The organism is Pseudomonas halotolerans (assembly GCF_039581215.1).
In the GTDB taxonomy this organism is placed as follows: Bacteria; Pseudomonadota; Gammaproteobacteria; order Pseudomonadales; family Pseudomonadaceae; genus Aquipseudomonas; species Aquipseudomonas tehranensis.
This window is the reverse complement of the sequence record NZ_JBCNTJ010000015.1, coordinates 118,321-129,402: the sequence shown is the minus strand read 5'-3', so window position 1 is coordinate 129,402 and position 11,082 is coordinate 118,321. Positions and strand designations below refer to the sequence as shown.

General features: G+C 58.6%; 10 protein-coding genes. 3 read left to right on the top strand and 7 right to left on the bottom strand.

Annotated elements, in window-relative coordinates; all coding sequences use genetic code 11:
- Nucleotides 1–170: 170 nt before the first annotated feature.
- Genes AAIS01_RS19805 through sdhC form a run of 4 tightly spaced genes read right to left on the bottom strand, consistent with a single transcriptional unit; the run spans nucleotide 171 to nucleotide 3,399 of the window.
- On the bottom strand, nucleotides 171–875 hold the full coding sequence (locus tag AAIS01_RS19805; protein ID WP_092400172.1) for a succinate dehydrogenase iron-sulfur subunit: 705 nt from the start codon (nucleotides 873–875) through the stop codon (nucleotides 171–173).
- A gap of 11 nt (nucleotides 876–886) precedes the next feature.
- A complete protein-coding gene (gene sdhA / locus AAIS01_RS19800; RefSeq protein WP_092400174.1) occupies nucleotides 887–2,659 on the bottom strand; it encodes a succinate dehydrogenase flavoprotein subunit in 1,773 nt (590 codons plus the stop codon).
- Nucleotides 2,660–2,662: 3 nt separating this feature from the next.
- The gene (gene sdhD / locus AAIS01_RS19795) at nucleotides 2,663–3,031 is read right to left on the bottom strand and encodes a succinate dehydrogenase, hydrophobic membrane anchor protein (protein ID WP_047230490.1); all 369 of its coding nucleotides are present in this window, start codon (nucleotides 3,029–3,031) and stop codon (nucleotides 2,663–2,665) included.
- A complete protein-coding gene (sdhC, locus tag AAIS01_RS19790; RefSeq protein ID WP_024780620.1) occupies nucleotides 3,025–3,399 on the bottom strand; it encodes a succinate dehydrogenase, cytochrome b556 subunit in 375 nt (124 codons plus the stop codon). Before sdhC ends, sdhD begins: the two co-directional genes overlap by 7 nt.
- A 364-nt stretch (nucleotides 3,400–3,763) precedes the next feature.
- Between sdhC and gltA the strand changes: the two genes are divergently transcribed.
- Nucleotides 3,764–5,053, top strand: coding sequence for a citrate synthase (gene gltA / locus AAIS01_RS19785; RefSeq protein ID WP_092400176.1), 1,290 nt, complete (start codon nucleotides 3,764–3,766; stop codon nucleotides 5,051–5,053).
- 298 nt (nucleotides 5,054–5,351) lie between these two features.
- Here gltA and AAIS01_RS19780 read toward each other — a convergent pair whose 3' ends face one another.
- From AAIS01_RS19780 to AAIS01_RS19770, 3 genes are all read right to left on the bottom strand, one after another.
- Nucleotides 5,352–7,010, bottom strand: coding sequence for a cation acetate symporter (locus AAIS01_RS19780; RefSeq protein ID WP_343470349.1), 1,659 nt, complete (start codon nucleotides 7,008–7,010; stop codon nucleotides 5,352–5,354).
- Nucleotides 7,007–7,318, bottom strand: a complete 312-nt coding sequence (locus AAIS01_RS19775) for a DUF485 domain-containing protein (RefSeq protein WP_092400180.1) — start codon at nucleotides 7,316–7,318, stop codon at nucleotides 7,007–7,009. The genes AAIS01_RS19780 and AAIS01_RS19775 overlap by 4 nt, the downstream gene beginning before the upstream one ends.
- 311 nt (nucleotides 7,319–7,629) lie before the next feature.
- Nucleotides 7,630–8,484 (bottom strand): glycine betaine ABC transporter substrate-binding protein, encoded by an 855-nt coding sequence (locus AAIS01_RS19770; protein WP_343470348.1) that lies wholly within the window; start codon nucleotides 8,482–8,484, stop codon nucleotides 7,630–7,632.
- Between the two features lie 429 nt (nucleotides 8,485–8,913).
- Here AAIS01_RS19770 and AAIS01_RS19765 point away from each other — a divergent pair, with 429 nt between their 5' ends.
- Nucleotides 8,914–10,212 (top strand): alpha/beta fold hydrolase, encoded by a 1,299-nt coding sequence (locus AAIS01_RS19765; protein WP_214913420.1) that lies wholly within the window; start codon nucleotides 8,914–8,916, stop codon nucleotides 10,210–10,212.
- Complete coding sequence (locus AAIS01_RS19760; protein WP_343470347.1) at nucleotides 10,205–10,993, top strand: MlaA family lipoprotein; 789 nt, start codon at nucleotides 10,205–10,207, stop codon at nucleotides 10,991–10,993. Before AAIS01_RS19765 ends, AAIS01_RS19760 begins: the two co-directional genes overlap by 8 nt.
- The last annotated feature ends 89 nt before the right edge of the window (nucleotides 10,994–11,082 follow it).

The following is an 11,082-nucleotide window of genomic DNA, read 5'->3' as shown; positions in this document are numbered from 1 at the left end:
GGATCACGCTGATAGTCCGGGTACCAGCCCGGATGCCCCTGCTTGTCTCATTTCTTCAAAATAAGAACTGCCGCTTTGTGAGCGGCGGTTCTGGTTATAGCCAGGACGCGGGTTGAAGCCCGCGCCATGGCCTCTGCGGGTACAGCGGTTCTACGGGTACAGCAGCTGAATCACACGCCGCTTTGCAGCAGCATGTTACGTACGTGACCGATGGCCTTAGTCGGGTTCAGGCCTTTCGGGCAGACGTTGACGCAGTTCATGATCCCGCGGCAGCGGAATACGCTGAACGGGTCATCCAGTGCAGCCAGACGCTCGGACGTCTTGGTGTCGCGGCTGTCTGCCAGGAAGCGATACGCTTGCAGCAGAGCGGCCGGGCCCAGGAATTTGTCCGGGTTCCACCAGAAGGATGGGCACGAGGTCGAGCAGCAGGCGCACAGGATGCACTCGTACAGACCGTCGAGCTTTTCACGCTCTTCCGGGGACTGCAGACGTTCGATGGCCGGAGCCGGCGAATCGTTCTGCAGGAATGGCTTCACCTTCTCGTATTGCTTGTAGAAGATGCTCATATCGACGACCAGGTCACGAATAACCGGCAAACCTGGCAGCGGACGAACGATCAGCTTGTTGCCCTTGACCACGGCGGACAGCGGCGTGATACAGGCCAGGCCGTTCTTGCCGTTGATGTTCATGCCGTCGGAGCCGCAAACGCCCTCGCGGCAAGAGCGACGGTAGGAAAAACCTTCGTCCTGCTCTTTGATCAAGGCCAGCACGTCCAGCACCATCAGGTCTTTGCCGTCGGTTTCAACCTGGAAATCCTGCATGAACGGTGCAGCGTCCTGATCAGGGTTGTAGCGATAAACACTGACTTGCAACATGGCGGCCACCCTTAATAAGTCCGAATCTTAGGTTCAAAAGTCGGAACAGTCTTCGGCGAGAAGTTCACCGCACGCTTGGCGACGCGCTTGTCACCCGGGAAATACAGGGTGTGGCACAGCCAGTTTTCGTCGTCACGGTCTTCGTAGTCTTCGCGGGCGTGGGCACCACGGGACTCTTTGCGCACTTCGGCCGCGATGGCGGTGGCTTCGGCCACTTCCAGCAGGTTCTGCAATTCCAGCGCTTCGATACGTGCAGTGTTGAACGCCTGCGACTTATCGTTGATCTTCACGTTGGCGATTCGTTCACGCAACTGCGCCAGCTGAGCGATACCCTTCTGCATGTATTCGCCGGTACGGAACACACCGAAGTAGTTCTGCATGCAGTTTTGCAGCTCGCGACGCAAGGTTGCCACGTCTTCGCCTTCGGTACGCGCATTCAGAGCGGACAGACGCGCGAGTGCAGCTTCGATGTTGGCGTCGGTGGCATCGTCATACTCGATACCGTCGGTCAGCGCCTTTTCCAGGTGCAGGCCGGCAGCGCGACCGAAGACCACCAAGTCGAGCAGCGAGTTGCCGCCCAGACGGTTGGCACCGTGAACCGATACGCACGCCACTTCACCCACTGCGAACAGGCCAGGGATGATTTCGTCCACGCCTTCGGCGTTCTGGGTGATCGCCTGGCCGTGAATGTTGGTGGCAACGCCGCCCATCATATAGTGGCAGGTTGGAACCACTGGAACCGGCGCGACGACCGGGTCGACGTGAGCGAAGGTCTTGGACAGCTCGCAAATGCCTGGCAGACGGCTGTGCAGCACTTCCTCGCCCAGGTGGTCGAGCTTGAGCATCACGTGGTCGCCATTGGGACCGCAACCGTTGCCGGCGATGATTTCTTTCACCATCGAACGGGCAACCACGTCACGACCGGCAAGGTCTTTGGCGTTCGGCGCATAACGCTCCATGAAACGCTCGCCGTGCTTGTTGATCAGGTAACCGCCTTCACCGCGGCAACCTTCGGTGACCAGTACACCGGCGCCGGCGATGCCGGTCGGGTGGAACTGCCACATTTCGATGTCCTGTACCGGCACGCCAGCACGCAGCGCCATGCCGACACCGTCACCGGTGTTGATCAGGGCGTTGGTGGTGGAAGCGTAGATACGGCCGGCACCGCCGGTGGCCAACACGGTAGCCTTGGCGCGGATGTAGGTGGTTTCGCCGGTTTCGATGCAGATCGCGATCACACCGACGAAAGCGCCATCCTGGTTTTTCACCAGGTCAACGGCGTAGTACTCGTTCAGGAACGTGGTACCGGCCTTCAGGTTGCCCTGATAAAGAGTGTGCAGCAGTGCGTGACCGGTACGGTCGGACGCCGCGCAAGTGCGCGCAGCCTGGCCGCCCTTGCCGTAGTCCTTGGACTGACCGCCGAACGGACGCTGGTAGATGCGGCCGGTTTCGGTCCGCGAGAACGGCAGGCCCATGTGGTCCAGCTCGAACACTGCGGCCGGACCTTCCTGACACATGTATTCGATAGCGTCCTGGTCACCGATGTAGTCGGAACCCTTGACGGTATCGTACATGTGCCAGCGCCAGTCATCGTTCGGGTCAGCCGAAGCGATGGCACAGGTGATGCCGCCCTGGGCGGAAACGGTGTGCGAACGGGTCGGAAAAACCTTGGTGATCACGGCAGTCTTGTGACCGCCCTGTGCCAGTTGCAGCGCTGCGCGCATGCCGGCACCGCCGCCACCAATAATGATGGCGTCGAAAGAAATCGTAGGAATGTTAGCCATGAATCAGATACCCCAAAGAATCTGCACACCCCAGACGAAGTACGCAAACATCGCGACGCCGCATACAGCCTGGAAGAGGAAACGTACGGCAGTCGCCGACTTGCCGAACGCCATCGGCGTCAGGTAGTCGGTCGCGATGGTCCACATGCCGACCCAGGCGTGAGCGCCCAGTGCGACAAGCGACAGCAGACTGAAGATACGCATCCAGTTGTTTGCGAACAGTTCGTGCCATTGGGCATAGCCAAGGCCGGGGTTTGCTACGACATATCCGATCAGGAAAATAAAGTAAGCCGCGAGAACGACCGCAGACACACGCTGCGCCATCCAGTCATAGAGGCCCGAACGGGAAAGGTTCGTGACGTTGGTTACCATATCCAGACTCCTGCCAGAACGATTACCACCACGGAAACGGCGATAACGATTTTCGAGCCCAGCTTGCCGCCTTCCAGCGTCTCACCGATGCCCATGTCCATGATCAAGTGGCGCACACCGGCAACCAGGTGATACAGCAAGGCGGACAGGATGCCCCAAATCACTAGCTTGGCTAGCGGACTGGTCAGACACGCTTTCACCTGACCGAAGCCTTCTTCCGAATCGAGCGACTTGTCCAATGCATAAAGCATGATGGCCAGGCTGACGAAGAGGATGACACCGGAAATACGGTGAAGAATGGACGTGTAAGCAGTGACTGGGAGTTTGATGGTCCTTAGGTCTAGGTTTACAGGTCGTTGGCTTTTCACGGCTTTTTTTCACACTGAAGAGCCCCTAACAATCAGGGCAAAGTTGTTGGGGCGCGCACTGGTCAGGTACTCACCACCCAGGGAGTGACGACCCCCAAGAAAGCAGGCCCAAAAGCCCCTGGCGGTCGGTGGCCGAGTATAGACAGTTAGGCTACTAATGACAACGCGTTCACCTTCCCCTAATAGCGCATTGCACATATGAAGCAAAAGGCGTAAACGGCAGGCAATTTCGCGGAAAAAGTCCGGTTAAAGCCTTCTGGAGCAAGACTTTAGGCAAATTGACATTCGAATTTATCTCACTATAGTGGTGCGGGCCCTGCGTGGGGGGTCTGTCTGATGATTCCAAGCATTAATAGGAGGCCACATGGCTGACAAAAAAGCGCAGTTGATCATCGAGGGCGCAGCCCCCGTCGAGCTGCCCATTTTAACCGGCACCGTTGGTCCCGATGTAATCGACGTACGGGGCCTGACGGCCACAGGCCGTTTCACCTTTGACCCAGGTTTCATGTCGACCGCTTCGTGCGAGTCGAAAATCACCTATATCGACGGCGACAACGGCATCCTGCTGCACCGCGGCTACCCGATCGAACAACTGGCCGAAAAGTCGGACTACCTGGAAACCTGCTACCTGCTGCTCAACGGCGAGCTGCCAACCGCAGAGCAAAAGGCCCAGTTCGTCAGCACCGTGAAGAACCACACCATGGTTCACGAACAGTTGAAGACCTTCTTCAACGGCTTCCGTCGCGATGCCCACCCGATGGCCGTCATGTGCGGTGTTGTCGGCGCCCTCTCGGCCTTCTACCACGACTCCCTGGACATCAATAACCCCCAGCATCGCGAAATCTCCGCGATCCGCCTGGTGGCGAAGATGCCAACCCTGGCAGCCATGGTTTACAAGTACTCCATGGGCCAGCCCATGATGTACCCGCGCAACGACCTGACTTATGCAGAAAACTTCCTGCACATGATGTTCAACACCCCGTGCGAGATCAAACCGATCAGCCCGGTGCTCGCCAAGGCCATGGACCGGATCTTCATCCTCCACGCCGACCACGAGCAGAACGCCTCCACGTCCACCGTGCGCCTGGCAGGCTCCTCGGGTGCCAACCCGTTCGCCTGTATCGCCGCCGGTATCGCCGCGCTCTGGGGCCCGGCCCACGGCGGTGCCAACGAAGCAGTACTGACCATGCTCGATGAAATCGGCGATGTTTCGAACATCGACAAGTTCATCGCCAAGGCCAAGGACAAGAACGATCCGTTCAAGCTGATGGGCTTCGGTCACCGGGTCTACAAGAACCGCGACCCGCGCGCCACCGTCATGAAGCAGACCTGCGACGAAGTGCTCAAGGAACTGGGGATCAAGAACGATCCGCAACTCGAACTGGCCATGCGCCTGGAAGAGATCGCCCTGACCGACCCGTACTTCATCGAACGCTCGCTGTACCCGAACGTCGACTTCTACTCGGGGATCATCCTCAAGGCGATCGGCATTCCAACCAGCATGTTCACCGTGATCTTCGCCCTGGCGCGGACCGTGGGCTGGATCTCCCACTGGAAGGAAATGCTCTCCAGCCCGTACAAGATCGGCCGTCCGCGCCAGTTGTACACCGGCTACGAGTCGCGTGACATCACTCGACTGGAAGACCGCAAGTAAGACCTGCCTTGCGCTAGGTCCCAAGCTGCACCGAAACGGCCTCCGCTTCTTAATATAAGAGCGGGGGCCGTTTTGTTTATGCCTTTAACTTACTCACCAGCAGGACTGACGCCTTCGCGAGCAAGCCCGCTCCCACGGGATGAATGCATTCCAATGTGGGAGCGGGCTTGCTCGCGAAGGCGCCCTCATTCACACCACAATTATCGCGCACAAAAAAATACCCCAGCCTCTCGACCGGGGTATCTCTTCAAGCGCACCGCGTTAACTGGAAGCTTTCAACTTGCAGCTTGCCGCTGCTTTAGTGGTTTACCGCCCCACTCGCCCCCAGGCCAGTCTGCGAACGCACGAACTGCGGGAAGAACAGAGCCCGTTCGTTTGCGCCTTCAGCCGACTTGTCGGTGATGGAGAAGAACCAGATACCGGTGAAGGCAATGATCATCGAGAACAGTGCCGGGTATTCGTACGGGAAGATCGCCTTCTCGTGACCCAGGATCTGCACCCAGATGGTCGGACCGAGCACCATCAAGCCCACGGCACTGACCAGGCCCAGCCAGCCGCCAATCATGGCGCCGCGAGTGGTCAGTTTCTTCCAGTACATCGAAAGCAGCAGTACCGGGAAGTTGCAGCTTGCCGCGATGGAGAACGCCAGGCCCACCATGAACGCGATGTTCTGCTTCTCGAACAGGATGCCCAGGCCGATCGCCAGCACCGCCAGGGCGATGGTGGTGATCTTCGAGACGCGAATCTCGTCCTTTTCGTTGGCCTTGCCCTTCTTGATCACACTGGCATACAGGTCATGGGACACCGCCGAGGCACCGGCCAGGGTCAAGCCCGCGACCACCGCCAGGATGGTGGCAAAGGCCACGGCCGAGATGAAGCCCAGGAAGATGCTGCCACCCACCGCGTTAGCCAGGTGCACCGCCGCCATGTTGCTGCCACCGAGCAAGGCACCTGCCGCGTCCTTGAAGGCCGGGTTGGTGCTGACCAGCAGGATCGCGCCGAAGCCGATGATGAAGGTCAGGATGTAGAAGTAACCAATGAAGCCAGTGGCGTACAGCACGCTCTTGCGAGCTTCCTTGGCATCACTCACGGTGAAGAAGCGCATCAGAATGTGCGGCAGGCCAGCGGTACCGAACATCAGCGCCAGACCCAGGGAGAACGCCGAGATCGGATCCTTGACCAGGCCACCAGGGCTCATGATCGCTTCACCCTTGGCGTGAACCTTGACCGCCTCGGAGAACAGCATGTTGAAGTCGAAGTTGACGTGTTTCATGACCATCAGCGCCATGAACGAAGCGCCCGACAGCAACAGGACCGCCTTGATGATCTGCACCCAGGTTGTAGCCAGCATGCCGCCGAACAACACGTAAAGGCACATCAGGATACCAACCAGAATCACCGCAACGTGATAATCCAGGCCGAACAGCAACTGGATCAGCTTGCCGGCACCCACCATTTGCGCGATCAGGTAGAACGCTACTACCACCAGCGAGCCGCAGGCGGACAGACTGCGGATCTGGGTTTGCCCGAGGCGATAGGAGGCCACGTCGGCAAAGGTATATTTACCCAGGTTACGCAGGCGCTCGGCGATCAGGAACAGAATGATCGGCCAGCCCACCAGGAAACCGATGGAGTAGATCAGACCGTCATAACCGGACGTGAACACCAGCGCGGAAATGCCCAGGAAGGACGCCGCCGACATGTAGTCGCCCGCAATTGCCAGGCCGTTCTGGAAACCGGTGATCTTGCCGCCAGCCGCATAGTAGTCGGCCGCCGAATTGTTTTTCTTGGACGCCCAGTACGTGATGTACAGGGTCGCACCGACGAAGGCCACGAACATCAGGATAGCCGCGACGTTAAGCGGTTGTTTCTGCACGGCACCGGTCAGGGCGTCAGCCGCCCAGGCGCCCGGTGCGAAAGCTGCGACGCTCAACAGAGCCATTAGACGCCGGATCATTGCTGAGCCTCCTTGAGAATCGCATTGTTCAGGTCGTCGAACTCGCCGTTGGCGCGTCGCACATAGATACCGGTCAGGACGAAGGCCGAAAGAATCAGGCCGACACCGATGGGGATACCCCAGGTAATGGTGGACTCGGGCGAAATCTTGGCCCCGAGAACATGCGGCCCGTAGGCGATCAGAAGAATGAAGCCGGAATACAGCCCAAGCATGATCGCCGAGAGAATCCAGGCGAACTTTTCTCGTTTTCTCACCAGCTCCTTGAAGCGCGGGCTGTTTTGAATCGAGAGGTAAATGCTGTCGTTCATTGTTTTTATCCTCGCAGCACAGATTAAATTGGAACAGCTCTACTCTATGCGGCTGAAGGCCAGGTTCCAGACGACCTTAGTATTAGAACGACATGACGTTTATCGATTGCCCCTGCAAACCTTCATATTTCCCTTGTGGGAGCGGGCTTGCTCGCGAAGGCGGTGTGTCAGCCTATGAATTGCTAACAGACAGATCGCTTTCGCGAGCAAGCCCGCTCCCACAGGGACTTGGGCCAGGCTGAAAAACGGCAGGCACAAAAAAACCGCATGACGCCAGGCCATGCGGTTTCGAGGATGTTAAACCAGGCGAATTACTTGCCGGTCCACTCTTTTACACGGTCCGGGTGTTTGGCGACCCAGTCCTTGGCTGCAGCGTCCGGCTTGGCGCCTTCCTGAATCGCCAGCATGACCTCGCCGATTTCGTCTTTCGAATTCCACTGGAACTTCTTCAGGAACGCGACCACTTCCGGCGCCTTGGCTTCCAATTCCTTGCTGCCGATGCTGTTCACGGTTTCAGCTGCGCCGTAAACGCCTTTCGGGTCTTCCAGGAAGCGCAGTTTCCACTTGGCGAACATCCAGTGCGGCACCCAACCGGTGACGGCAATGGATTCTTTTTTCTTCTCGGCACGGGTCAGCTCGGCAATCATGCCGGCGCCGGAACTGGCCTTGAGTTGGTACCCGGTCAGGTCGTAATCCTTGATGGCCTGCTCGGTCTTGATCATGACACCTGAACCGGCGTCGATACCGACAATGCGGTTCTTGAAGCTGTCATCGGTCTTGAGGTCGGCCACGGACTGGGCCTTGACGTACTCCGGCACGATCAGGCCGATTTTCGCATCCTTGAAGTTCGGACCGTAGTCGACTACCTGATCCTTGTTTTTGGTCCAGTAGTCGCCATGGGTCACCGGCAGCCAGGCCGAAAGCATCGCGTCGAGTTTGCCGGTGGCTACGCCTTGCCACATGATCCCGGTCGCGACCGCTTGCAGCTTCACGTCATAGCCGAGTTTCTGCTTGATGACTTCGGCCGCCACATGGGTGGTCGCGACGCTGTCGGACCAACCGTCGACATAACCGATGCTCAGGGTTTTGGTTTCGGCGCTGGCCAGTGTGGAGCTGATCGCCAGTACCAGTGCGGCACCTGCGCCCAAGAGTCGTCGCATTCTCATCGTTACTTCCCCGAAAGTGCTGCGCCCGACGGATGCCGAGCGGCGTCAACGTATTGTTATGGTGCACAGCGCCCCCATCACGCTCGCCTGCAAAACCGGCTCGAACGTCAGTGGAGTACTGACTCGTTGATCATCAACCTGCGCCGATCTGGAACCTGCTCTGCCTGCGACGTTGAGGCAACGAGAAACGACATCAGAACGCCAGCTATCTGCCTCAGCCATTCGGCCCCGCAAAAATGCCGTCCCGCCGACCCTGTCAGAATCCGGCAAGCCGCCAGATAACTAGCCGCTCCCCCACGCAAACGTGTATCGTCCCGCTACTATCGCGCCCCGTTTGTGCTTCTTTTGTGTGCGTCATGGCACTTGGCTTCACTTCGGCGGTCATAGCCTGCGAACTTCATTCGGCATCTTCCTCTAAGGGATCCAGTCATGCTCCATTCCTTGCGCTTCGCTGCCCTCGTCGGCGGCCTTATTCTGAGTGCGTCCGCGCTGGCGGTGGATATCGATGCCGCCAGCTATGGCTACCCCTTGACCAACCCGTTCGAGGCGACCATCGCCACTACGCCTCCGGATCTGCGCCCGGAGCTGCCCCCGATCGAAGACATCAACCAGGCCGACCATAGCCTGACCCTGCGCCCGGAACGCGAGTTCATCCTGCCGGACAATTTCTGGCCGGTGAAAAGCCTCACCTACCGCATGGCGACCCAGGACAAGCCCGCACCGCTGATCTTCCTGATCGCGGGCACCGGTGCGCGATACGACAGCAGCCTCAACGAATACCTCAAGCGCCTCTATTACAAGGCCGGTTACCACGTGGTGCAGCTGTCGTCGCCCACCAGCTTTGACTTCATGAGCGCCGCTTCACGCTTCGCCACACCCGGCATCACCAAGGAAGACGCCGAAGACATGTACCGGGTGATGCAGGCCGTGCGTGCGCAGAACCCCAAGTTGCCCGTGACCGAGTATTACCTCACTGGCTACAGCCTCGGTGCCCTGGACGCGGCCTTCGTCGCCCATCTGGACGAAACCCGACGCAGCTTCAACTTCAAGAAAGTGCTGCTGCTCAACCCGCCGGTCAACCTCTACACCTCGATCACCAACCTGGACAAACTGGTCCAGACCGAGGTCAAGGGCATCAACAACACCACCACTTTTTATGAACTGGTGCTCAACAAGCTGACCCGCTACTTCCAGCAGAAAGGCTACATCGATCTCAACGATGCCCTGCTCTATGACTTCCAGCAGTCCAAGCAACACCTGACCAACGAGCAGATGGCGATGCTGATCGGCACCTCGTTCCGCTTCTCGGCGGCCGACATTGCATTCACCTCGGACCTGATCAACCGTCGCGGCCTGATCATCCCGCCCAAATTCCCGATTACCGAAAGCACCAGCCTGACGCCGTTCCTCAAGCGCGCGCTGCAATGCGACTTCGACTGTTACCTCACCGAGCAAGTGATTCCAATGTGGCGCGCACGCACCGACGGCGGCAGCCTATTGCAACTGATCGATCAGGTCAGCCTGTATGCGCTCAAGGATTACCTGCACGACAGTCCGAAGATTGCCGTCATGCATAACGCCGACGACGTTATCCTCGGCCCGGGCGATCTGGGCTTCTTGCGCAAGACCTTTGGCGACCGGCTGACGGTTTATCCATTGGGCGGCCACTGCGGCAACCTTAACTACCGCGTCAACAGCGACGCCATGCTGGAGTTCTTCCGTGGCTAAATATCTCCTGCTTATCGCTGCGTTAATGAGTGCCGGCATGGTCCACGCCGATAACAGCAAGGCCAACGCGCCTGTGGTGGTGGACTCCGACGGTTTCAAGGAGCCGTTGAGCAAGCTCAAGTTCAACCCCGGACTGGACCAGCGCGAGTTCGAGCGCTCGACCCTCAACGCCCTGAACGTCTACGACCCGCTGGAGTCCTGGAACCGCCGTGTCTACCACTTCAATTATCGATTCGACCAGTGGGTGTTCCTGCCAGTCGTCGATGGTTACCGTTACATCACGCCGAGTTTTCTGCGCACAGGGGTGAGCAACTTCTTCAATAACCTGGGAGACGTGCCGAACCTGATGAACAGTTTGCTGCAATTCAAGGGCAAACGTTCGATGGAAACCACGGCACGCCTGCTGCTCAACACCACCGTCGGCATCGCCGGCCTGTGGGATCCGGCCACCGCCATGGGCCTGCCGCGCCAGAGTGAAGACTTCGGCCAGACCCTGGGGTTCTATGGCGTGCCCGGCGGCGCGTACTTCGTACTCCCGATCTTCGGCCCTTCGAACCTTCGCGACACCTCGGGATTGCTGGTGGATTACACGGCTGAATCGGCGATCAACTTCCTCAACGTTTCAGAAGTCAGCGCCAACCACCCGGAACTGCTGCTCCTGCGCGCCGTGGACAGGCGCCACCAGACCAGCTTCCGCTATGGCCAACTGAACTCGCCATTCGAATATGAGAAGGTGCGTTACGTGTATACCGAGTCGCGCAAGTTGCAGATTGCCGAGTAACCTGCGGCCAACATAAATACCCATTGTGGGAGCGGGCTTGCTCGCGAAGACGGTGTATCAGACAACATGTTTGTTAACTGACACACCGT

Bases quoted from the DNA above. Each gene is read 5' to 3' on its own strand.
- AAIS01_RS19805 (WP_092400172.1), bottom strand. From the start codon at position 875: ATGTTGCAAGTCAGTGTTTATCGCTACAACCCTGATCAGGACGCTGCA.
- sdhA (WP_092400174.1), bottom strand. From the start codon at position 2,659: ATGGCTAACATTCCTACGATTTCTTTCGACGCCATCATTATTGGTGGC.
- sdhD (WP_047230490.1), bottom strand. From the start codon at position 3,031: ATGGTAACCAACGTCACGAACCTTTCCCGTTCGGGCCTCTATGACTGG.
- gltA (WP_092400176.1), top strand. From the start codon at position 3,764: ATGGCTGACAAAAAAGCGCAGTTGATCATCGAGGGCGCAGCCCCCGTC.
- AAIS01_RS19780 (WP_343470349.1), bottom strand. From the start codon at position 7,010: ATGATCCGGCGTCTAATGGCTCTGTTGAGCGTCGCAGCTTTCGCACCG.
- AAIS01_RS19775 (WP_092400180.1), bottom strand. From the start codon at position 7,318: ATGAACGACAGCATTTACCTCTCGATTCAAAACAGCCCGCGCTTCAAG.
- AAIS01_RS19770 (WP_343470348.1), bottom strand. From the start codon at position 8,484: ATGAGAATGCGACGACTCTTGGGCGCAGGTGCCGCACTGGTACTGGCG.
- AAIS01_RS19765 (WP_214913420.1), top strand. From the start codon at position 8,914: ATGCTCCATTCCTTGCGCTTCGCTGCCCTCGTCGGCGGCCTTATTCTG.